The sequence below is a fragment of the Arthrobacter zhaoxinii genome (assembly GCF_025244925.1).
Classification (GTDB): domain Bacteria; phylum Actinomycetota; class Actinomycetes; order Actinomycetales; family Micrococcaceae; genus Arthrobacter_B; species Arthrobacter_B zhaoxinii.
In genome coordinates, this window is the sequence record NZ_CP104275.1 from 1,337,963 (window position 1) to 1,361,247 (window position 23,285).

Consider the following 23,285-nt stretch of genomic DNA (forward strand, 5'->3'; position numbering starts at 1 on the left):
GTCGTCATGATTGAACTTAATGCAGCCGAAATAGCGGCAATTACAGGCGGCGAGCTGATCGGCCCGGCCGCACAGACTCCGGGTATCGTCGTGACTTCCGCCACCACGGATTCACGCGAGATCGTCCGGGGATCGCTGTTCATCGCGAAGCCCGGTGAGAACTCCGACGGCCACCTGTTCGTGGACGCGGCTTTCGCGCGCGGTGCCATGCTGGCACTGGTCGAGCGGCCGGTGTCCGACGACGCCGGGATCCCCTACCCGGCCGTGATGGTTCCCGACGTTGTCCTTGCCATGGGCACCCTTGCCGCGGAGATCGTCCGCCGGCTCCGGGCACACGGCGAGCTGACCGTCATCGGCATCACCGGATCCGCGGGAAAGACCACCACCAAGGACCTGCTGGCCGGCGTGCTGGCCGAAGCCGGTCCCACCGTGTCTCCGGTGGGTTCCTACAACGGTGAAGTGGGCCTCCCGCTGACCGTGTTCACGGCCGGCTACGGCACCCGCTACCTCGTGATGGAAATGGGTGCCACCCGCATCGGCAACATCCGCTACCTGGCGGAGATGGTGCAGCCCGACATCGGCGTCGTCCTTTTCGTCGGATCCGCACATGCCGGCGAGTTCGGCGGCGTGGACAACATCGCCGTCGCCAAGGGTGAACTCGTGGAGTCGCTCCCGGCCGGCGGGACCGCCATCCTCAACGCCGACGATATCCGCGTTGCAGCGATGGCGGAGCGCACCGAGGCACCCGTCCTGTACTTCACCTCCTCGCCCGAGGAAGCGCACGGCGCAAAGAACGCCGTCCGCGCCCTGGACGCACGCACCGACGCCGAGGGCAGGCCGGTCTTCACGCTGCTGCTGCCCGACGGCAGCCGGCACGAGATTCGGTCCGGGCTCATCGGCGCCCACCACACGGCGAACCTCCTGGCCGCCGCCGCTGCAGCCTATGCCGCCGGGATTCCGGGCGAACAGATCGCCGCGGGGCTTTCCGGCCGTGCCGCGGCCAGCCGCTGGCGCATGGAGCGCACCGACCGCGCCGACGGCGTCACCGTCATCAATGACGCCTACAACGCGAACCCGGAATCCATGCGTGCCGCACTGCGTACCCTCGCCGAGCTCGGCCGGGAACGACGTACCTGGGCTGTGCTGGGCGAAATGCTGGAGCTCGGCGACGATGCCGTCACCGAACACGACGCCATCGGCCGCTACGCCGTCCGGCTGAATATTTCCAAACTCATCGTTGTCGGCACCGGTGCCCGCGCCATGCACACCGGCGCGGTCATGGAAGGCTCATGGGGCGAGGAATCCACCTTCGTGGAGACCGCCGAGGATGCCGAGCGCATCCTCGAAGAATCCCTGGCCCCCGGCGATCTTGTCCTGTTCAAATCCTCCAACGGGGCGGCCCTGCGCTTCCTCGGCGATCGGATAGCCTTGACCCCTGTACCACCGTCCGCAGCAACTGATCCGGCCTCCGGGCCGGCGCGCACCGAAGGGACCGGAGGAGACAACCTGTGATCTCCCTGCTTGTAGGGTCTTCGCTGGCTCTGGTCTTCGCCTTTGCCGGAACACCCCTGTTCATCCGATTCCTGGTGCGGAAAGGCTACGGCCAGTTCGTCCGCGACGACGGCCCCACCTCGCACCACACCAAGCGCGGCACGCCCACCATGGGCGGCGCCGTCATTGTGGCCTCGGTGGTGGCTGCGTACTTCCTGACCCACCTCATCAGCGGCATGCTGGGCTTCGGGTCCTTCAGCCCGACGGCGTCCGGCCTGCTGGTCCTGCTGCTCACCGTGGGAATGGGCATGGTCGGCTTCATTGACGACTACACCAAGATTTCCAAACAGCGCAGCCTCGGCCTGAACGCCAAGGCGAAGATCATCCTGCAGGCCGTGGTGGGCATTACCTTTGCCGTGCTGGCCCTGCAGTTCCCCAACGAGCAGGGACGGACCCCGGCGTCCACCGCCGTGTCCTTCATCCGCGACACCAACTTCGATCTAGCCTTCGCGGGCACCGTGATCGGCGCGATCCTGTTCGTGATCTGGTCGCTGGTCATCATCACCGGCACCACCAACGGCGTGAACCTCGCAGACGGCCTCGACGGCCTCGCTGCGGGTGCCTCCGTGCTGGTGTTCGGCGCCTACTTCCTGATCGGGATCTGGCAGTACAACCAGAGCTGCGGCTCGGCAGACGCCGGGGGCGTCTGCTACGAGGTCCGCGACCCGATGGACCTGGCCCTGCTGGCCGGATCAATGGCCGGCGCGCTGATCGGGTTCCTCTGGTGGAACACCTCGCCGGCGAAGATCTTTATGGGCGATACCGGTTCGCTCGCCATCGGCGGTGCGATTGCCGCCTTCGCCATCCTCTCCCGGACCGAACTGCTGCTGGTGATCCTTGCCGGCCTGTTCGTGATCATCACGCTCTCCGTCATCATCCAGGTGGGTTACTTCAAGCTCAGCGGCGGCAAACGCGTCTTCAAGATGGCACCGCTGCAGCACCACTTCGAGCTCAAGGGCTGGGCCGAGGTCACCGTGGTGGTCCGGTTCTGGATCATCGCCGGTCTCTGCGTCGCCGTGGCGCTGGGCATCTTCTACGCCGAATGGGTGGTGGCACTGTGAGCGCGCCCCTCGATGAACTGACCACCTGGGACGCCGACTGGGCCGGACTGCGCGTAGTGGTCACCGGCATCGGCCTCTCCGGTTTTTCCGCTGCCGACACGCTGGTTGAACTCGGCGCCCGGGTAGTGGTGGTGGACGCCAGGGACACCGAGGAAAACCGGGCCAAGGCGGACACCCTCCGCATTGTCGGCGCCGCTGACATCCTGCTGGGTGCCGACGCCGTGGCCGGGCTTCCGCAGGTCGACGGCGCGGCCCCCGACCTCGTCGTAACCTCCCCGGGCTTCCGGCCCACCCACCCGGTGCTGGCAGCGGCCGCAGCGGCGGACGTTCCCGTCTGGGGCGACGTCGAACTGGCCTGGCGGGTGCGCATCCGCGAGGGCCGGAAGACGGCCCAGTGGCTGGCCATCACCGGCACCAACGGCAAGACGACCACGGTGTCCATGACCGAAAGCATGCTCCGGGCCGCCGGGCTGCGCGCGATTGCCGCCGGCAACGTCGGCACCCCGATCCTGGACGCGATCCGGGATCCGGAAGGCTATGACGCCATTGCCGTGGAGCTGTCCAGCTTCCAGCTGCACTGGACGCACTCCATCTCCCCGCTGGCCAGCGTGTGCCTGAACATCGCCGAAGACCACGTGGACTGGCACGGCTCCTACGATGCCTACCTGGCCGACAAGGCCAAGATCTACGAAAACACGCAGGTCGCCTGCATCTACAACGCCGAACAGTACGAGACCGAGCACATGGTCGAGGAAGCCGACGTAGTGGAAGGCTGCCGCGCCGTCGGCTTCACCACCGGCGTGCCGGCCGTGAGCATGGTCGGAGTGGTCGAAGGACTGCTCGTGGACCGCGCCTTCATTGAACAGCGCAAGGACTCGGCCGCCGAACTTGCGGCCATGTCCGACCTGGGGGAGTACGCCCCCCGCCACATGGTCGCCAATGCCCTTGCCGCGGCCGCGCTGGTGCGTGCCCTCGGCGTCGAACCGGCTGCGGTGCGGGACGGACTGCGCGCCTATTCGCCCGGAGACCACCGGATCCAGCCGGTGGCCCGCCTCAACGACATCCTCTGGGTCAATGACTCGAAGGCGACCAACCCGCACGCCGCGTCGGCGTCGCTGGCTGCGTTCACCAGCGTGGTCTGGATTGCCGGCGGCCTGTCCAAGGGCGTCAGCTACGACAACCTGGTGGCCGAACACCGCGGCCGGTTCAAGGCAGTGGTCCTGATCGGCGCCGACAGTGCCGAACTGCAGGCAGCATTGGCGCAACACGCACCCGATGTGCCGGTCATCCACGCACTGGGGGAGCAGACTGGGGACCAGCAGCCCGCGGCGTCCGTCACTAGCGCCGAAGAAATCATGGTCCGGGCAGTCGCTGCGGCGGCTGCCGTGGCCGAAGCCGGAGACACCGTGCTGATGGCTCCGGCAGCAGCTTCCATGGACCAGTTCACTTCCTACGCCCACCGCGGCGAGGCTTTCATCGAAGCCGTTGCGGGGTATGTGAGCGAACAGCAGGCACCGGGACAGGCACAGACTCCAAAGGAGCCCTAGATTGGTCACCACGCCCACCGGCAGCAAACGCAAGCCGGTCCTGCGCCGGAACCCCGCGGCCACAGCCGGCAACGGCACGGGCGAGGTGAAAGCCGGTCCCGGAACCGGGACAAAGGCGGCGCCCGCTCGCCCGTACGCCGCGAAACGGCCGGCCAAACCGGCGTCGTTCGTGGAGCGTTTCCTCGTCCTCCTGGAGGGAAGCGGACGCAGCGCCACCGGATCGAGCTACTACATGATCCTCGGTGCCACCCTGACCCTGACCGCCATTGGCCTGATGATGGTGCTTTCGGCCTCCTCGGTCGAGTCCATCGCCGCTGCCGCCGGGAGCGACGCCGGAGCCGCCACGACCTTCGACCTGTTCCTGAAGCAGGCCATGTTCGCCGCAGCAGGCGTCCTCGCCATGCTGGGACTGTCACGGCTGGGCCCGTCGCACTACCGCGCCCTCGCCTGGTTCCTGTACGCCCTTGCCTTCATCCTGCTCGTCCTGGTGCTGGTGATCGGCAAGGAAGTCAACGGCAATAAGAACTGGATCGAGATCGGTCCCATCACCGGACAGCCCTCAGAAGCCGCAAAGCTGGCCATGGCCATCTGGTTCGCGGCGGTCCTGTCCATGAAGGGCCGGCTGATCACCGAATGGAAGCACGCACTGATCCCGGTGGTTCCCGGCGGCGGAATCCTGATCCTGCTGGTCATGCTCGGCAGCGACCTCGGTACGGTGATCGTGATGGGCATGATCATGGTCGCCGCCCTGTTCTTCGCCGGTGCACCGCTGCGCTTCCTGGGCGTCCTGGCCGCGGGCGCAGGAGTCGGTGCGGTGCTGATGTCCCTCGTCAGCAGCAACCGTTCCAGCCGCATCAGTGCCTGGCTGCAGCTGGACTGCAGCACGGGCCTCTGCGACCAGGCCAACGCCGGCATGTACGCGCTGGCTTCCGGCGGCTGGCTGGGGCTCGGCATCGGACAGAGCCGGCAGAAATGGAACTGGATCCCGGAAGCGCACAATGACTTCATCTTCGCCATCATCGGCGAAGAATTCGGGCTGCTGGGCACACTCGTGGTGGTCAGCCTCTTCGCGGTCCTCGCCATCGCCACGGTACGGGTCACCATGCGCCACACCGATCCGTTCATCCGCATTGTCTGCGGCGCGATCCTGGTCTGGATCATCGGCCAGGCTTCCGTGAACATTGCCATGGTGACCGGGCTGCTGCCCGTCATCGGTGTTCCGCTGCCGTTCATTTCCTACGGCGGATCATCCCTGACCTTCACGCTCGCCGCCGTCGGCGTCCTGCTTTCCTTTGCCCGCAAAATCCCCGAAAGTGAACCAACAGCTCCATGACGCAGCATTCCCTGTCCGTAGTCCTGGCCGGAGGCGGCACCGCCGGGCACATCAGTCCGCTCCTGGCCGTCGCAGATGCCGTGAAAGCACGCCGCCCCGACGCCCGCATCACCGTAGTGGGGACCGCCTCGGGGATGGAAACACGGCTGGTACCGGCAGCGGGTTATGAGCTGGCCACCATTGACCGGGTACCCATGCCCCGCAGGCCCTCTGCGGACCTGGCGAAACTGCCGGCGCGCCTGGTGCGTGCCGTGCGGCAGGCCGGGGAGATCCTGGACTCGGCGCAGGCCGACGTCGTCGTAGGCGTGGGCGGCTACGTTTCCACTCCGGTGTACCTGGCGGCGCGGCGCCGCTCGCTGCCGGTGATCGTGCACGAGGCCAACGCCCGTCCGGGCCTGGCCAACCGCGTGGGCGCGCGCTTCGCCGCGGTCACCGGGGTGGCCTTCGAGTCCACAAACCTGCCGCGGGCAACGTGGGTGGGCATGCCGATGCGCCGGGAAATCTCCTCGCTGGACCGGGCCGCGGCACGGGGTGCGGCGCGGTCGGCGCTGGGGCTCGAGCAGGACCGGCCCACGCTGGTGGTGACCGGCGGCTCCTCGGGCGCCGCGAGCATCAACCGTGCCGTGGAGCAGGCCCTTCCGGCGCTGGCCGCTGCGGGTATCCAGACGCTGCACATCACCGGCCGCGGCAAGTCCCTGCTGGATGCCGGCGGAAAACCGATTGCGGCCCGCGGCTATACGCAGGTGGAGTACATCGACGGCATGGAACAGGCCTACGCGGCCGCGGACCTGCTGCTGGCCCGTTCCGGGGCAGGGACGGTCTGTGAAATCAGCGCAGTCGGGCTTCCCGCCGTCCTGGTTCCGCTGCCGCACGGCAACGGCGAGCAGGCCCTCAACGCAGAAGCCCTCGTAGCTGCGGGCGGAGCACTGACGGTTGCCGATTCCCTCTTCACAGCCGACTGGATCTCCGAAAGGCTGATACCTTTGCTGGCCGATCCGACGGCCCTCGACGCGATGTCGAAGGCGTCGGCGGCGCTGGGCATCCGCGACGCGGACTCCCGGATGGCTGCATTCATCCTCGAAGCAAGCGATAGGTCAAAGGCATGAACCGGCTGAATCCATCCGATCTGGGACAGGTCCACTTCATCGGCCTCGGCGGCGCCGGCATGTCGGCCGTGGCCCGGGTGCTCCTCGCCCAGGGCATCCCGGTCTCCGGATCCGATGCCAAGGACTCTCCGGGACTGCGTGCCCTTGAAGCGCTGGGCGCCGCGGTGTTCGTGGGGCACGACGCCGCCCACGTTGCGGATGCGGACACCGTGGTTGTCTCCACGGCCATCCGCGAGACGAACCCCGAGCTGGCCCGGGCGCGGTCCCGCGGACTGCGGATCATCCACCGCTCCGTCGCGCTCTCCGCGGCCATGGGCGAACAGGACCTGGTGGCGGTGGCCGGCACCCACGGCAAAACCACCACCACGGCCATGATCACCGTCATGCTGCGCGAGGCCGGACTGGATCCGTCCTTCGCCATCGGCGGGGATGTTGCCGCCCTTGGCGTCAACGCCGCGCACGGCGCCGGGCCCGTCTTTGTGGCCGAAGCCGACGAGTCCGACGGTTCCTTCCTGAACTACAACCCGCGCATCAGCGTGGTCACCAACGTCGAGGCTGACCACCTGGACCACTACGGCACCGAGGAAGCGGTCTTTGCCTCCTTCGACGCCTTCACGGCGCTGCTGCCGCCCGAGGGGCTCCTTGTGGCGTGCGCGGACGACGCCGGTGCGGTCAGCCTCGTTGAACGCTGCCCGGACGTCCGCGCAGCCACCTACGGCTACACCGAAGGGGCGGACATCCGCGTCTCGGATACCCGCCCGGAGGGTGCCGGTTCGACCAGCACACTGCATTTCGCGGTGGACGGGCGGAAGGCGCAGGTGCAGCTGGTCCTGCAGGTTCCCGGCGCTCACAACATCCTGAATGCCGCTGCGGCCTTTGCCGTCGCCCTGGAACTGGGTGTTGATCCCGAGGTGGCCGCCGCAGGGCTGGGCACGTTCTCCGGCGCAGCCAGGCGCTTCGAGTCCCGCGGCGCCGCCCGCGGCGTGCAGGTCTTCGACGACTACGCCCACCACCCCACCGAAGTAAACGCCGCGCTGAAAGCGGCCCGCACCGTTGCCGGCGCGCACCGGGTGCACGTCTTGTTCCAGCCCCACCTGTTCAGCCGGACCCGCAGTTTTGCAGCGGAGTTCGCCGCAGCACTCGACCTCGCCGACACCGCCACCGTGCTGGACATCTACCCGGCCCGGGAAGATCCCATCGAGGGCGTGACCAGTGAGCTGATCACCTCCCGCCTGCACGTTCCGGGCGGTTATGCCGGCACCACGGACCAGGCAGTGGCGCAGGTTGCTGACGCCGCCGACGCCGGCGACATCATCCTGACCGTCGGAGCCGGCGACGTCACCGGCCTCGGTTCCGAACTGGTGGCCCGGCTGGCAGCCGTTCCGGCCCGCTCGGCCGCCTCCGCCGGGAACGCTGCCGATGCCCGGTAGGAAGCGCCCGGGGAGCGGCGACGAGACCATCACGGCCACCCGTGCCCTCGACCCGGAAGATTTAGCCCCCGCGGCCGGATCCGCAGGCAGCACGGCCGGCAAGTCCACCGGGAAGCCCATCGGGAAGCCCGCCGGAAAGTCCTCCGGGAAGTCCGCCGCTGCGGCAGCCCCCAGGGCCGCGGCCCGCGCAGCGGGGGCCCCGCGGGCGGCCGGCGCATCTCCGGCACCGTCCGGCAGCGGCGCAGACACCGCCGGAACGGTCCTGGCATTCCCGGAACCGCCGGCCCGCCGGCGGCGGAGGATCGCCTGGATCACGGTCGGGTCCGCCCTGCTCGCCACGGCGCTGTTTTTTGTCCTGCTGTATTTCTCGCCGATGCTGGCCCTGAAGACGGTGGAGGTCGAGGGAACCTCGCTGCTGCCGCGTGCGCAGGCCGAAGCGGCACTGGAACCGCTCAAGGGGCAGACCCTGCCCACCATCTCCGACGCCGATGTGGAAGACCTGCTGAAAGACCGTCCGGAAATCGAAAAGGTCGAGGTGGCGGCCCAGCCCCCTTCCACCCTGGTGGTCAAGGTAACCGAACGCATTCCCGTAGCAGTGCTGCAGGAGGGCGGGGGACATGTCCTCATCGATGAAGAGGGACGCCGGCTGGCGGCTGCGCCGGACCGGGCTGCGGTGCCGCTGCCGCTGATTGCCGGCGGCGGCGAAGCCGTCAATGCGAAGGTCTTCCCCAGCATCACGGCGGTGCTGGCGGCGCTGCCGCCGGAGGTGCTGGCACGGCTGGAGAACGCCTCCGCCCAGACAGTGGATTCGGTCGAGCTGAAACTCAACAGCGGACAGACAGTATTCTGGGGGAGTGCCGATGCCAACGAGGCTAAGGCGCGGGTGCTTGAAGCGCTCCTGAAGATGGAACCGTCGGATCCGCCGGTGCAGGTCTACGATGTCAGCACTCCCGAGCGCCCGGTCACACGTTGACCGGTGCGTGAGGAAAGATTAAGCCGACACGCGGGTCCGGTATTTGCGGAAGCGGCGCTGGCCCCATAGCGTTCCAAGTAATGGATTACTTGACATAACTATAACCCTCAAGTTGAGGGTTAGGGTTTTGTTGGTTCAAGGTTTTCGGCCGGGCGTCCGGCGGGACCCCAGGATTCCGCTGGGGACCGCGGGGGTGCCGGCGGCCGGGAACCGGTCTGAAGGCAAGGCCGGTTCGCAGGAACATACGCAGCTGCTGAACGCAGGCAGTTGTGCAGGAAACACGCAGTTGTAGAAAACATAAAGTTGCAGAGATTCGAACAAGGGACACAGGACGTGGCAGCACCGCAGAATTACTTGGCCGTCATCAAGGTCGTCGGCATCGGCGGCGGTGGCGTGAACGCCGTAAACCGGATGATCGATGTAGGCCTCCGCGGCGTGGAGTTCATCGCCATCAACACCGATGCACAGGCATTGCTGATGAGCGACGCCGACGTCAAGCTCGACGTCGGACGCGAACTCACCCGCGGCCTGGGCGCCGGCGCTGATCCCGAGGTGGGCCGCAAGGCCGCCGAGGACCACGCCGAGGAGATCGAGGAAGTCCTCCGCGGCGCGGACATGGTCTTCGTCACCGCAGGCGAAGGCGGCGGCACGGGTACCGGCGGCGCTCCCGTTGTTGCCCGGATCGCCCGTTCGCTCGGCGCGCTGACCATCGGCGTTGTGACGCGCCCCTTCACCTTCGAAGGCCGGCGCCGCTCCAACCAGGCCGAATCCGGTATCGATACGCTGCGCGACGAAGTCGACACGCTGATCGTTATCCCGAATGACCGCCTGCTCTCCATCAGCGACCGCAACGTCTCCATGCTGGACGCCTTCCGCTCCGCGGACCAGGTCCTGCTCTCCGGTGTCCAGGGCATTACCGACCTGATCACCACTCCGGGCCTGATCAACCTCGACTTCGCGGACGTCAAGTCCGTGATGCAGGGCGCCGGTTCGGCCCTCATGGGTATCGGTTCGGCCCGCGGCGAGGACCGTGCCGTCAAGGCCGCCGAGCTGGCAATAGCTTCTCCTCTGCTCGAAGCCTCGATCGACGGCGCGCACGGCGTGCTGCTGTCCATCCAGGGCGGCTCCGACCTCGGCCTGTTCGAGATCAACGAGGCTGCACGCCTGGTGCAGGAAGTTGCCCACCCCGAAGCCAACATCATCTTCGGCGCCGTCATTGACGACGCCCTGGGCGACGAAGCACGGGTTACCGTCATCGCAGCAGGCTTCGACCAGGTGGATGTCACCTCGCAGCCTGCACAGCACAAGCCCGCTGAACCCGCCGCACCGCCTGCCTCGGCAGCGGCTGCAGGCGGCTTCGGTGCTGCCGCTCCGGCTTCCGCAGGCCTGTCTGCCTGGTCGCAGCGGTCCCGCCAGCAGAGTGACGTCCCGGCCGACGCCGGCTTCGACATCGACCTTCCGGCCGTCGTCGAATCCGATCTGTCCACCGGCCGTCCGGATGACCTGGATGTGCCCGACTTCCTGAAGTAGGAAGACGGATCGGCGAAACAGCAGAGTAAGAGCAGCTGAGCATGGCAGCGGGGTTGTCCCGGATGTTCTGGTGGCACCGGCAGGTTGGCGACAACCTGCAGGTGGCCTTCACGAATACATCCGCGGGCAACCTCGCTTTGCATGTCGGCGATGATCCGGCGGCGGTCCTGCAGCGGCGGGCCGCACTCGAGGCTCAGATGGGCGTGGCTGCCGGTTCCCTGCGGTTCATGAACCAGATCCACTCCGCTGTGGTGGCAGAGGCCGCCGATCCGGACTGTGGAGCCCCCACCGCCGACGGACTGATCAGCACCGATGGCTCTGCACCCCTCGCAGTCATGGTGGCCGACTGCGTGCCCGTCCTGCTGGCCGGCACCCGTGCGGACGGAGTGCCTGTCACGGCCGCTGTCCACGCCGGCCGCCGCGGCCTGCTGGATCGCATCCTGCCCGAAGCCGTGGACCGGATACGGGCCGCCGGCGGAACCGGTATCCGGGCGTGGATTGGCCCCTGCGTCTGCGGGGAATGCTACGAGGTGCCCGCGGACATGCAGGCCGAATCCGCTGCCCTGCTGCCGGCTACGGCGGCCACCACCCGCAGCGGCACGCCCGCCCTTGATCTTCCGGCGGGGGCGCAGGCGCAGCTCGAGGACCTGGGGGTGGCCGTGGAGCGCGTTGCGGGCTGCACCTTGGAGAACGAGGATCTGTTCTCCCACCGCCGGGACCCGGCAACCGGACGCCTTGCCGGCCTGATCTGGCAGCGCCCCTGACCCTGCGGCGGATCCACCGCAGCGGCCGGGGATAATGGAAAGACCATGACTTCACTCTCCGAATTTCCTTCCCGGGCCGACGAGCTTCGGGACCGGCTTCAGCGCGTCCGGGACCGCATCGCTGCGGCCGACCGCCCCGCCGGGACCGCGGAGCCGCGCCTGATTGTGGTCACCAAGTACTTCCCGGCGTCCGACGTCGAGATCCTCGCCGGACTCGGCGTGCGCGACGTCGGCGAAAACAAGGACCAGGAAGCCGCAGCGAAAGCCGCGGAGCTGGCGCAACTGGGCCTGAACTGGCACTTCATCGGCCAGCTGCAGTCCAACAAGGCCAAGTCCGTGGTCCGCTACGCCGCCTCCGTCCACTCCGTGGACCGCCTTTCCCTCGTGGCCGCCCTCGGCAAGGCCATGGCAGCGGAGCAGCGGCGACGCGGGGGAGGAGGGCTGCCCGCCCGCCCCGACCTGCACTGCTTCCTGCAGGTGGACCTGCGCGCGGACCCCGCGAGGGCCGCAGACCCCGGACGAGGGGGAGCCTTGCCTGCGGATCTTCCGCGCCTTGCCGAAGCCGTAGCCGGAACCCCGGGCCTGGTGCTGTCCGGCCTGATGGCCGTGGCGCCCCTGGGCGGGGACGCGGGCGAAGCCTTCGCACACCTGGGGAAGCTCTCGGAGCACCTGCAGGCCGACCATCCCGGGGCACGGAGCATCTCCGCCGGAATGAGTTCAGACCTCGAGGCCGCCGCGGCCCACGGGGCGACACACCTGCGGATCGGGTCCGATGTTCTGGGCCCGCGACCGCAGGTACGGTAGCGTCAAAGTACGAACACCAGACAGCCGCCGCGCAGCACCGTTTGTACCGTGCAGATGCAGTAACAATGCAGTACCAGTACAGTAACGGGCAGCTAGGCGTTGAAGGATTATGAGGAGCAACCATGGCTGGCGCAATGCGCAGGACAATGATCTACCTTGGGCTCGCCGATGGTGACGAGCACTACGAGTCCGAACAGCGGCACCTGCGGGAAGCCCCTGCCCGGGAGGAAGACTTTGCTCCCGTCCATGAGCCCGATGAAGAGGCGCCGGAGGCGGCTCCCGCCCCCGTCGTCCGCAATGCAGTTGAGGAGTACCGCGCACCCGTGACACCCATCAAGCGTGCACCGTCGTCCCGCGAGGACGTGTCGGGCCTGCGTCAGATCACGACCGTCCACCCCCGGTCCTACAACGACGCCAAGATCATCGGTGAAAGCTTCCGCGACGGCATCCCCGTCATCATGAACGTCACCGACATGGGAGAAGCAGACGCCAAGCGGCTCGTAGACTTCTCCGCCGGCCTCGTTTTCGGCCTGCGCGGTAGCATTGAGCGTGTCACCAACAAGGTTTTCCTGCTCTCGCCTTCCTATGTTGAAGTCCTGGGCGACGACAAGAAGATTAGTGAATCGCAGTCCACCTTCTTCAACCAGAGCTAACGTGGCCCCGTACCAACGGGCCGCGGGGGCTGCCGACCGACTTCCGGAAATGAAACCCTGCGCGTGAATATCATTCTTCCCCTGGTATACCTGGTGCTGGTGCTTTTCCAGCTCGCACTTATTCTGCGGATTGTCTACGACGCGGTGCAGATGTTTGCGCGTCAGTGGCGGCCCAAGGGTCCCGCACTGCTGCTCGCCACGGGCGTCTACGGTGTCACCGACCCGCCCGTCCGCCTGCTGCGGCGCATCATTCCGCCGCTCCGCCTCGGAGGAGTGGCGCTGGACCTGGCATTCCTGGTCCTGTTTATCCTCGTTTCAATCCTCACGCAGGTCGTCATCGGGGTCGCGCGCTAGCGCTGCCGGCGCCGCAGGGTCCGGTTAGTTTTCGGAAACCAAACGATATAGTGTGAAGCCGAATACAACCCTGCATTTTTGTATGTCCGTAATTCTCTACGTAGAACCGCCTGCTTGACTGGCAGGCGAATCTTATAATCCAGTATGAGGTGACCAGATGGCTCTGACGCCAGAAGATGTTGTCAACAAGCGGTTCCAGCCGACCAAGTTCCGGGAAGGCTATGACCAGGACGAAGTCGATGACTTCCTCGACGAGATCGTGGTCGAACTGCGCCGGCTGAACTCGGAAAACGAAGACCTCCGCAGCCAGCTGGCTGCGGCCGCAGCCGGAGGATCCGCCGCCGCGTCGGCAGACTCCGTCCCGGCTCCGGTGGCTGCTGCCCCGAAGGTCGAGAAGGTTCCGGAAGAGGCCAAGCCCGAGCCCGAGGCAAAGGTTGAAGCCCCGGTCGTTGAAGAGGTTCCGGCGCCCGTCGAGGCCAAGCCCGAACCGGCTCCGGCCCCCGCCGTCAGCAACACGGAGACCGCAGCAGGCATCCTGGCCATGGCACAGAAGATGCACGACGACTACGTCGGTGCCGGCATTGAGCAGCGCGACAAGATCATCGCCGAAGCGCAGATCGAAGCCAGCGGACTCGTCACCGATGCGCAGGAGAAGAGCCGCAAGATCCTCAGCACCCTGGAGCAGCAGAAGGCTGTCCTGGAACGCAAGGTCGAGCAGCTGCGCGGCTTCGAGCGGGACTACCGTTCACGCCTGAAGGCTTACATCGAAGGCCAGCTGCGTGACCTGGATGCACGCGGTTCCGTAGCCTCCGAAACGGCCGACGCGTAACTGCCTCCGGCTCAGCTCGCCTGGAGAATCGGTTAAACTGATGTACAGGCAGCGATTCAGAAGTTGAACAATGCAGAAAACAGGCAGCGCAGAAGCTGACTGACAATACCTAAGGGCCGGCGGCCGGGTCACCCCGGCCACCGGCCCTTAGGTTTTCCGCATGGCTTCCGATTCCACCCGCAATGCACGCCTGCACCCTGACTCCCGCCGGTATTCCCATCATGAAAGCACCATGACTCCTTCCTCACCGCAGACCCCGGACAGCACCGGACCCGGACGCGGCCGCGCCCGCAGGGGCGTGCCGGCGTTCATCATGCTTGCCGCCGCCGCCGCCGCCGTCGTCCTTGACCAGCTCACCAAATTCTGGGTGGTCCGGACCATGACCGAGGGCCAGGTGACCGACGTCCTGCCTCCGGTCCTGCGCTGGCACTTCATCCGCAACCCCGGGGCGGCGTTTTCGATCGGCACCGACTACACCTGGGTCTTCACGATCATCATGGTGCTTGTCTCCGGCTTCCTGATCTACCTCATGTTCCGGGTGCGTTCCCTGGCCTGGGCAACGGCCCTGGGCCTGGTGCTCGGCGGTGCCCTGGGCAACCTGACCGACCGGCTGTTCCGCGAACCGTCCTTCGGCCAGGGCCACGTGGTGGACTTTATCGCCTTCCCTAATTTCGCGATTTTCAATATTGCCGATTCCTGCGTCGTCTGCGGCGTGATTCTTGTCTGCCTGCTGACCCTGCGCGGAATCGGCATGGACGGGGTACGCATCCCGTCCGGCAAGACAGATTCCGCCCAGCAGCAAAATGACGACGAGGCAACACGATGAATGAGCTCCACGCAGTTTTTGCAGTCCCCGAGGAAGCCGACGGCAAGCGGGCCGACGCCGTAGTGGCAGGCCTGCTTGACGTCTCCCGTTCCGTTGCGGCCACCTGGTGCACAGACGGTTACTTCAGTTCCAACGGCAAGGTGCTGACGAAATCAGACAAGCTGCGCGCCGGGCAGGAAATCACCGCGGACGTCCCCGAGCAGCGGGACCCGCTGGCCGTCGTCGTCGAGCCGGTGGATGACCTGCTGATCCTGGGCGACGACGAGCACTTTGTGGTGATCGACAAGCCCGTCGGCGTGGCCGCGCATCCCTCGCCCGGCTGGGTAGGACCCACGGTGGTGGGCGCGCTGGCCGCGGCCGGCTACCGGATCTCCACCTCCGGCGCCCCCGAACGCCAGGGCATCGTCCACCGGCTCGACGTCGGCACCTCCGGTGTCATGGTGGTTGCCAAGACCGAGCACGCGTACACGCTTTTGAAGCAGGCGTTCAAGGAACGCACGGTGGACAAGATGTACCACGCAGTGGTCCAGGGCCTGCCCGATCCGCTGAAGGGAACCATCGACGCCCCGATCGGACGGCACCCCGGCTACGACTGGCGTTTCGCTGTGGTGGAGGGCGGCCGTCCGTCGGTGACGCACTACGAGGTGCTGGAAGCGTTCGGCAAGGCCTCACTGGTCGAGGTGCACCTGGAGACGGGCCGCACCCACCAGATCCGCGTCCACTTCTCCGCGCTGCGCCATGCCTGCGCCGGTGACCTGACGTACGGTGCGGACGCCAAGCTGGCCGCCGAGCTGGGGCTGACCCGGCAGTGGCTGCACGCCCGGAAACTGGGCTTCACCCACCCCGCCACAGGGGAGTACGTGGAGTACACCAGCCAGTACCCGCAGGACCTGCAGTACGCCGTCGACGCCCTGCGCAGCGGCGAGGTTTAGTCCGCCGGAGAGCCGCGGCACACGCTGGGCAGCCCGGCGCGGCGGCGTCCGGCGCGCCGGGCGCCGGGGCCTAGAATGTACAGGTGGCTTCAGCAACTAGTACGTCGAAATCGTTTGTCCATCTTCACAACCACACCGAATATTCGATGCTCGACGGGGCTGCCCGGCTGACAGATCTGTTCAGCCACGCCGACGAGCTGGGCATGAACGCCCTGGCGACCACCGACCACGGCTTCGTGTTCGGCGCCTTCGACTTCTGGAACAAGGCCCGCAGCGCCGGCATCAAACCGATTATCGGCGTGGAGGCCTACCTGACGCCCGGTACGGCACGCAGGGACAAGACCCGCGTGAAGTGGGGCGACGGCGGCAGGAACGATGTGTCCGGCGCCGGCGCCTACACCCACATGACCATGTGGGCCGAGAACACCGAGGGTATGCACAACCTCTTCCGGATGTCCTCCCTGGCTTCGCTGGAAGGCTACCTGTACAAGCCGCGCATGGACCGGGACCTGCTGCAGACCTACGGCAAGGGCCTGATCGCCACCACCGGCTGCCCCTCCGGGGAAGTCCAGACCAAGCTGCGCCTGGGCCTCTACAAGGAAGCCGTGCAGGCGGCGTCGGACTTCCGCGACATCTTCGGGCCGGAGAACTTCTTCTGCGAGCTGATGGACCACGGCCTGGACATCGAACGCAACGTCCAGGCGGACCTGATCAAGCTGGCCCGCGAGCTGCAGCTGCCCCTGGTGGCCACCAACGACCTGCACTACACCCACGCCGAAGACGCTTCCGCGCACGCGGCGCTGCTGTGCGTGCAGTCCGGTTCCTCTCTGGCGGACCCCAAGCGCTTCAAATTCGACGCCGACGAGTTCTACCTCAAGTCCCCGGACGAAATGCGGGCCATCTTCCGCGACCACCCGGACGCCTGCGACAACACCCTGCTCATCGCCGAGCGGTGCGACGTCGAGTTCAACACCAAGGCCAACTACATGCCGCGCTTCCCGACTCCGGAGGGGGAGAACGAGGAGTCCTGGTTCGTCAAGGAAGTCGAAGCGGGCCTGCAGCGCAGGTACCCGGGCGGCATTTCCGACGCCGTGCGCCAGCGTGCCAACTACGAGGTGGGCATCATCGTCCAGATGGGCTTCCCCGGCTACTTCCTGGTGGTGGCCGACTTCATCAACTGGGCGAAGAAGAGCGGCATCCGGGTCGGTCCGGGCCGAGGCTCCGGCGCCGGCTCAATGGCCGCCTACGCGATGGGCATCACGGACCTGGACCCGCTGCAGCACGGCCTGATCTTCGAGCGCTTCCTGAACCCGGACCGCGTGTCCATGCCTGACTTCGACGTCGACTTCGATGATCGGCGCCGCTCCGAAGTGATCCACTACGTCACCGAGAAGTACGGCGACGAGCGCGTTGCCATGATCGTCACCTACGGCACCATCAAGGCCAAGCAGGCACTGAAGGACTCCTCCCGCGTGATGGGCTACCCCTTCTCGGTCGGAGAACGCCTGACCAAGGCCATGCCGCCGGACGTGATGGGCAAAGGCCTGTCCCTGGCCGACGTGCACAACAAGGAAGCCAAGCGCTACGGGGAGGCCGAGGAGCTGCGCGAACTGCTGCGCACCGACCCGGATTCCCAGCGTGTGTTCGATACCGCGCTGGGACTTGAAGGCCTGAAGCGCCAGTGGGGTGTGCACGCCGCCGGCGTGATCATGTCTTCAGACCCGCTGATCGACATCATCCCGATCATGCGCCGCGAGCAGGACGGGCAGGTCATCACGCAGTTCGATTACCCCACCTGCGAAGGCCTGGGGCTGATCAAGATGGACTTCCTCGGCCTGCGGAACCTGACGATCGTCTCCGACGCGGTGGAGAACATCAAGAACAACCGCGGCGAGGACCTGGTCCTGGAAGACCTGCCGCTGGACCTGAAGGAAGCCTACGACCTCCTTGCCAGCGGTGACACGCTGGGCGTGTTCCAGCTCGACGGCGGGCCGATGCGGTCGCTGCTCAAGAGTATGCGTCCGGATAACTTCGAAGACATCTCCGCTGTCATCGCCCTGTACCGGCCGGGTCCCATGGGTGCCAACTCGCACACGAACTACGCCCTGCGCAAGACCGGCCAGCAGGAAATCACCCCGATCCACCCGGAGCTCGAGGAACCGCTCGCGGAAATCCTGAACACCACCTACGGCCTGATTGTCTATCAGGAGCAGGTTATGGCCATCGCCCAGAAGGTCGCGGGGTTCAGCCTGGGCCAGGCAGATATACTCCGCCGCGCCATGGGCAAGAAGAAGAAATCGGAGCTGGACAAGCAGTACGCCGGCTTCCACCAGGGCATGGTGGACCGCGGCTACTCCGAAGCGGCCATCAAGGCGCTCTGGGACATCCTGCTGCCCTTCTCCGACTACGCCTTCAACAAGGCGCACTCCGCGGCCTACGGCGTCGTCTCCTACTGGACCGCCTACCTGAAGGCCCAGTATCCCGCCGAGTACATGGCCGCCCTGCTCACCTCGGTGGGCGATGACAAGGACAAGCTGGCCCTGTACCTGAACGAGTGCCGCAAGATGGGCATCACGGTGCTGCCGCCGGACGTGAACGAGTCCTCGGTGAACTTCACCCCAGTGGGCAAGGACATCCGCTTCGGCATGGGCGCCATCCGCAACGTGGGCACCAACGTGGTGCAGGCGATGGTGGCGGCCCGCGAGGAAAAGGGTGCGTACACCAACTTCAAGGACTTCCTGATGAAGGTCCCGGCGGTGGTCTGCAACAAGCGGACCATCGAATCGCTGATCAAGGCAGGCGCCTTCGACTCGATGGGCCACGCCCGGCGTCCCCTGGCGATGATCCACGAAGAAGCCATCGACTCCGTGGTGGTGCTCAAACGCAACGAGGCCGTGGGCCAGTTCGACCTCTTCGCCGCCATCTCCGACCAGGAACCGGAAGACTCGATCAGCATCGACATCCCGGACCTGCCCGAGTGGGAGAAGAAGGACAAGCTCTCCTTCGAACGCGACATGCTCGGCCTGTACGTCTCGGACCATCCGCTGCAGGGACTGGAAGGCATCCTCAGCCAGCACGCGGACTCCTCGATTACCAACATCGTGGGGGAGGAAGGCCCGCCCGACGGCGCGATCGTCACCATCGCCGGCATGATCACCTCCCTGCAGCGGCGCATTGCCAAGAACAGCGGCAACGCCTATGCCCGCTGCGAGATCGAGGACCTCGCCGGGTCCATGGAAGTGATGTTCTTCGGACAGGTCTACGGGCCCATCGCCGCCGTGCTGGCGGAAGACCTGATTGTGGTGGTCCGCGGCCGGCTGCAGCGCCGCGACGACGGCGCCGTCACGCTGAACGCGCAGGAACTCACCGTTCCGGACCTCAGCGAGGGCCACTCCGGACCCGTGGTGATTTCCATGGCCACGTACAAGGCCACGGAAACCGTGGTCTCCCAGCTGGGTGATGTGCTCCGGACGCATCCGGGTACCTCGGAAGTCCAGATCCGGCTCAACGGTTCACGCACCGTCGAAGTTATGAAGCTGGGCGTGGACATGCGGGTGAACCCCACGCCGTCGCTGTTCGGCGACCTGAAGGTGCTGCTCGGCCCCGCCTGCCTCGACGCCTGATCAGGGCGGAGGGCGGCGGCCGGGCCTCCCGCGGGGCGACACAATCCGGCGGCCCGCGGCCGGGGCTGGGTAGAATGAGGGTGTGAATTCATCCAGCCCCGCCGCCTTTGAATCCTTCCGCACCATCGACCTGCGCGGGCAGCATCTCAGCCCCGCGGAGCTGAAAGGTGCCATGCCGCGCGCCGAGACGACGTTCGACGCCGCCTCCGACGCCGTCGAGGCCATCATCACGGACGTCCGCACGCGCGGGTTCACCGCGCTGACGGACCTCGCGCAGAGGTTCGACGGCGTGGACCAGCAGCAGGTGAGGGTGCCGCAGGAAGCCCTGGACTCGGCGCTCGAACAGCTGGACCCGGCCGTCCGCGCCGCGCTGGAAACAGCCATTGAACGGACCCGGATCTTCGCCAAGGCCCAGCGTCCCGCCGATGCCGAGGTTTCGATCCGTCCCGGCGCGGTCCTGACGCACAAATGGATGCCCGTCTCCCGCGTGGGGCTTTACGTTCCCGGCGGCCTGGCCGTGTATCCGTCCTCGGTGGTCATGAACGTGGTGCCGGCCCAGGCCGCAGGCGTCGAGTCCCTGGCCCTGGCCTCCCCGCCGCAGAAGGAATTCGGCGGACTGCCCCACCCCACCATCCTGGCCGCTGCGAAGCTCCTGGGCATCGACGAGGTCTACGCCGTGGGCGGCGCCCAGGCTATTGCCGCCTTTGCCTACGGTGTGCAGGCAGACGCCAACAACCCCGCGATCCTGCCGGTGGACGTGGTGACCGGTCCCGGCAACGTGTTCGTGGCCACCGCCAAGCGTCTGGTCAAGGGCGTGGTGGGCATCGACTCCGAAGCCGGCCCCACCGAGATCATGGTCCTGGCCGACGATACCGCCGACGCCCGCCTGGTCGCGGCGGACCTGGTCAGCCAGGCCGAACATGATCCCAACGCCGGCTCCGTCCTGGTCACGGCGTCGGAGCAGCTTGCCGCCAAAGTCCGCGGGGAACTGAAAGGCCAGGTGCGGGACACCAAGCACAGCGAGCGGGTATCCACCGCCCTTTCCGGAGCGCAGTCCGGGGTGATTCTGGTGGACGGGCTGGAGCAGGGTATTGCCGTCTGCGATGCCTACGCCGCCGAGCACCTGGAAATCCAGACGGCCGACGCCGAGGCCGTAGCGGCGCGGATCCGCAGTGCCGGGGCCATTTTCGTGGGCAACTACAGTCCCGTCAGCCTGGGCGACTACTGCGCCGGTTCCAACCATGTCCTGCCCACCGGCGGTACGGCTGCCTTCTCCTCGGGCCTGAACACGACCACCTTCATGCGGGCCATTCAGGTGGTCAACTACAACCGTGAGGCCCTGGAAGAAGTCAGTGCCGATATTGTGGCGCTTTCCCGTGCCGAGGATCTGCCGGCCCACGGCGACGCCGTGAGCATCCGCTTCGAGTAACCCGGCGGGTATTCCCCACTACCCACATGTAGTTGTGCAGGTACTACATGTAGTGGTTACCCGCTTGGTGATGCAGCAGCGCGGGCCCTATAGTGAGAGCACCATAAGGCCCCTTCGCGAAAGGACGGGATATGTACTGTCCGTTTTGCCGCAACGCTGATTCCCGCGTCGTGGACAGCCGCCTGGCCGACGACGGCTCGGCAATCCGCCGCCGCCGGCAGTGCCCGCAGTGCGGCCGCCGCTTCTCCACTGTGGAAACCACCAGCCTGAGCGTGATCAAGCGCTCCGGGGTGGGTGAACCCTTCAGCCGCAGCAAGGTGATCAACGGCGTGCGCAAGGCCTGCCAGGGCCGGCCCGTCAGCGAGGACGACCTCGCGATGCTGGCGCAGGAAGTGGAGGAATCCATCCGGGCCAGCGGGGTGGCGGAAATCGACGCCCACGAGGTGGGACTGGCCATCCTCACGCCGCTGCAGAAGCTGGACCAGGTGGCGTACCTGCGCTTTGCCAGCGTTTACCAGTCTTTTGATTCCCTCGAGGATTTCGAGACCGCTATTGAGAAGCTGCGGAACGAGGCCCGGGAAAACTCCGGCCGGGTGCCGTCCGGTGCCCAGCGGCCCCTCACCGCGCAGTAAACGGACACCGCGCAATAAATGAATACCGCGCAGTAAAGAAGCATCCGGCAGTATTTGATTATCCAGTACTGATTCCAGACGCGGAAAAAGCGGCGGAAGGTTATCCTTCCGCCGCTTTCGCGTTGTCCCGGTCCGGGTGGTTACTTGAGGTACTTGAAGTGCGTGGCTGCCTGGAGTGCGGCCCCGACAATCCCGGCGTTGTTCTTCAGATTGGCGGTGACCAGCGGCGTGCGCAGGTTCAGCAGCGGCAGGAAGTCCTCGCTGCGCTTGGAAATTCCGCCGCCGACCACGAACAGATCAGGGGAGAAAAGGAACTCCACGTGCGAGAAGTAGCGCTGGAGCCGTTCGGCGTATTCCTCCCAGCTGATTTCATCGCGTTCGCGGGCCGAGGCCGAGGCCTTGGTCTCGGCGTCGTGCCCGTCGATTTCGAGGTGGCCGAGTTCGGCGTTGGGGACCAGCATGCCCTTGTAGATCAGGGCCGAGCCGATGCCCGTGCCCAGGGTGATCACCAGGACGGTGCCGTCCACCTCGCGGCCGGCGCCGTAGCGGGCCTCGGCCAGGCCGGCAGCATCGGCGTCGTTCATGACCTGCACGTCGCGGCCGAGCGCCTTGGTGAGCAGCGTGTCGACGTCCGTGTCAATCCAGCTCTTGTCCACGTTGGCTGCGGAACGGGCAATGCCGTGGGAGATGATGGCCGGGAAGGTGACGCCCACGGGAACCTCGGGTCCGGGACCCTCGGGGCGGGAGGACAGTTCCGCCACGATCTGCCCCACGACGCCGGCTACGGCTTCGGGGGTCGCCGGCTGCGGGGTGGGAATGCGGAAACGGTCGCCAATCAGCTTGCCCTTGGCCAGGTCGACAATGCCGCCCTTGATGCCAGTGCCCCCGATATCAATTCCGATGACGGCGTCGACGTGCTTGTCGGACTTATGCTTCTTGGCCATGGTTCTCCAGTAGTAGTTCTGAGCTCGGGCTAGCGGGTCAGGGAAGGGTCAGAACTTCAGCGCCGTCATCAGTCACGAGCAGGGTGTGCTCGAACTGTGCGGTGCGTTTGCGGTCCTTGGTGAGGACTGTCCAGTTGTCATCCCACATGTCCCACTCAATGGTGCCAAGAGTGAGCATAGGTTCAATCGTAAACACCATTCCGGGTTCGATCAGCCTGCTGTACGCGGGCGCGGCGTCGTAATGCGGAATGATCAGGCCGGTGTGGAAGGCTTCACCGACGCCGTGGCCGGTGAAGTCACGGACAACACCGTAACCGAAACGCTTGGCATAGGACTCGATGGTGCGGCCGATGACGTTGATTTCGCGGCCCGGGGCGACTGCTTTGATGGCCCGGCGCAGCGATTCCTGTGTGCGCTCCACGAGCAGGCGGGACTCCTCGTCCACGTCCCCCACCAGGAAGGTCCAGTTGGTATCGCCGTGGACACCGTTCATGTAGGCCGTGATATCGATGTTGATGATGTCGCCGTCCTCGAGCACCGTGGTGTCCGGGATGCCGTGGCAGATGACCTCGTTGACCGAGGAGCACAGGGACTTCGGGAAGCCCCGGTAACCCAGCGTGGAGGGGTATGCGTTCGAGTCCAGCAGGAACTGGTGGCCGATCCGGTCCAGCTCGTCGGTGGTGACGCCGGGGACAATGTGCCGGCCGACCTCAACGATGGCCTGCGCGGCCACCTTGCTGGCGAGGCGGATCTTCTCGATGGTTTCGGGCGACTTGACCTCGGACCCGGTAAACGGTGCGGGAGCTTCCTTGTCCACGTATTCGGGCCGGGGGATCGACGCCGGAACACGCAGCCGGGGGCTGACGCTTCCCGGTGTCAGGTGGCCAGCGGGTGCAGTGTCGAGTTTCTGGGGCATACCATCGATCTTATCGCCAGCGTGCCCGGAGGCGGGACGAGCCGGCGG

Annotated in this window: 20 protein-coding genes; 18 read left to right on the top strand and 2 right to left on the bottom strand. The window is 66.4% G+C overall.

Translation table 11 applies throughout. The features are described 5' to 3' along the window. Positions 1-6: 6 nt before the first annotated feature. The 18 genes from N2K95_RS06220 (at position 7) to nrdR (ending at position 21,377) form a co-directional block, all read left to right on the top strand. Positions 7-1,512: a UDP-N-acetylmuramoyl-tripeptide--D-alanyl-D-alanine ligase gene (locus tag N2K95_RS06220; protein ID WP_260653356.1), complete on the top strand. Its 1,506-nt coding sequence runs from the start codon at positions 7-9 to the stop codon at positions 1,510-1,512. Continuing rightward, positions 1,509-2,612, top strand: a complete 1,104-nt coding sequence (gene mraY, locus N2K95_RS06225) for a phospho-N-acetylmuramoyl-pentapeptide-transferase (RefSeq protein WP_260653357.1) — start codon at positions 1,509-1,511, stop codon at positions 2,610-2,612. Before N2K95_RS06220 ends, mraY begins: the two co-directional genes overlap by 4 nt. Then, entirely contained in the window at positions 2,594-4,159 is a 1,566-nt protein-coding gene (gene murD, locus N2K95_RS06230; protein WP_260653358.1) for a UDP-N-acetylmuramoyl-L-alanine--D-glutamate ligase, read from the top strand. The genes mraY and murD overlap by 19 nt, the downstream gene beginning before the upstream one ends. 1 nt (position 4,160) lies before the next feature. Beyond that, positions 4,161-5,492, top strand: a complete 1,332-nt coding sequence (locus tag N2K95_RS06235; RefSeq protein ID WP_260653359.1) for an FtsW/RodA/SpoVE family cell cycle protein — start codon at positions 4,161-4,163, stop codon at positions 5,490-5,492. Beyond that, on the top strand, positions 5,489-6,598 hold the full coding sequence (gene murG, locus N2K95_RS06240; protein ID WP_260653360.1) for an undecaprenyldiphospho-muramoylpentapeptide beta-N-acetylglucosaminyltransferase: 1,110 nt from the start codon (positions 5,489-5,491) through the stop codon (positions 6,596-6,598). The genes N2K95_RS06235 and murG overlap by 4 nt, the downstream gene beginning before the upstream one ends. Next, complete coding sequence (murC, locus tag N2K95_RS06245; RefSeq protein WP_260653361.1) at positions 6,595-8,028, top strand: UDP-N-acetylmuramate--L-alanine ligase; 1,434 nt, start codon at positions 6,595-6,597, stop codon at positions 8,026-8,028. The genes murG and murC overlap by 4 nt, the downstream gene beginning before the upstream one ends. Beyond that, on the top strand, positions 8,018-9,001 hold the full coding sequence (locus N2K95_RS06250; protein ID WP_260653362.1) for a cell division protein FtsQ/DivIB: 984 nt from the start codon (positions 8,018-8,020) through the stop codon (positions 8,999-9,001). Before murC ends, N2K95_RS06250 begins: the two co-directional genes overlap by 11 nt. 333 nt (positions 9,002-9,334) lie before the next feature. Then, a complete protein-coding gene (gene ftsZ / locus N2K95_RS06255) occupies positions 9,335-10,531 on the top strand; it encodes a cell division protein FtsZ (protein WP_255792738.1) in 1,197 nt (398 codons plus the stop codon). Positions 10,532-10,572: 41 nt separating this feature from the next. Next, positions 10,573-11,295, top strand: a complete 723-nt coding sequence (pgeF, locus tag N2K95_RS06260) for a peptidoglycan editing factor PgeF (protein ID WP_313771189.1) — start codon at positions 10,573-10,575, stop codon at positions 11,293-11,295. Positions 11,296-11,340: 45 nt separating this feature from the next. Next, positions 11,341-12,099, top strand: coding sequence for a YggS family pyridoxal phosphate-dependent enzyme (locus N2K95_RS06265; RefSeq protein ID WP_260653363.1), 759 nt, complete (start codon positions 11,341-11,343; stop codon positions 12,097-12,099). 122 nt (positions 12,100-12,221) lie between these two features. Then, positions 12,222-12,752 carry a cell division protein SepF gene (locus tag N2K95_RS06270; RefSeq protein ID WP_255792736.1) on the top strand — a complete coding sequence of 177 codons (531 nt, stop codon included), beginning with the start codon at positions 12,222-12,224 and terminating at the stop codon, positions 12,750-12,752. A gap of 63 nt (positions 12,753-12,815) precedes the next feature. Further along, a complete protein-coding gene (locus N2K95_RS06275; RefSeq protein WP_260653364.1) occupies positions 12,816-13,106 on the top strand; it encodes a YggT family protein in 291 nt (96 codons plus the stop codon). A 157-nt stretch (positions 13,107-13,263) separates the two neighbouring features. Beyond that, positions 13,264-13,935, top strand: coding sequence for a DivIVA domain-containing protein (locus N2K95_RS06280; RefSeq protein WP_260653365.1), 672 nt, complete (start codon positions 13,264-13,266; stop codon positions 13,933-13,935). Positions 13,936-14,167: 232 nt separating this feature from the next. Beyond that, positions 14,168-14,761, top strand: a complete 594-nt coding sequence (gene lspA / locus N2K95_RS06285) for a signal peptidase II (RefSeq protein ID WP_407080142.1) — start codon at positions 14,168-14,170, stop codon at positions 14,759-14,761. Continuing rightward, entirely contained in the window at positions 14,758-15,693 is a 936-nt protein-coding gene (locus N2K95_RS06290) for an RluA family pseudouridine synthase (protein ID WP_255792729.1), read from the top strand. Before lspA ends, N2K95_RS06290 begins: the two co-directional genes overlap by 4 nt. 146 nt (positions 15,694-15,839) lie before the next feature. After that, the gene (dnaE, locus tag N2K95_RS06295) at positions 15,840-19,316 is read left to right on the top strand and encodes a DNA polymerase III subunit alpha (RefSeq protein WP_260653753.1); all 3,477 of its coding nucleotides are present in this window, start codon (positions 15,840-15,842) and stop codon (positions 19,314-19,316) included. Between the two features lie 82 nt (positions 19,317-19,398). Next, complete coding sequence (gene hisD / locus N2K95_RS06300) at positions 19,399-20,745, top strand: histidinol dehydrogenase (protein ID WP_260653367.1); 1,347 nt, start codon at positions 19,399-19,401, stop codon at positions 20,743-20,745. Between the two features lie 131 nt (positions 20,746-20,876). Beyond that, positions 20,877-21,377: a transcriptional regulator NrdR gene (gene nrdR, locus N2K95_RS06305; protein WP_255792724.1), complete on the top strand. Its 501-nt coding sequence runs from the start codon at positions 20,877-20,879 to the stop codon at positions 21,375-21,377. 140 nt (positions 21,378-21,517) lie between these two features. On the opposite strand, the gene ppgK is transcribed toward nrdR, so the two are convergent. Together ppgK and map are read right to left on the bottom strand one after the other, a co-directional pair. Next, on the bottom strand, positions 21,518-22,321 hold the full coding sequence (gene ppgK, locus N2K95_RS06310; RefSeq protein WP_260653368.1) for a polyphosphate--glucose phosphotransferase: 804 nt from the start codon (positions 22,319-22,321) through the stop codon (positions 21,518-21,520). Between the two features lie 37 nt (positions 22,322-22,358). Then, positions 22,359-23,237, bottom strand: a complete 879-nt coding sequence (map, locus tag N2K95_RS06315) for a type I methionyl aminopeptidase (RefSeq protein WP_260653369.1) — start codon at positions 23,235-23,237, stop codon at positions 22,359-22,361. Positions 23,238-23,285: the final 48 nt, after the last annotated feature.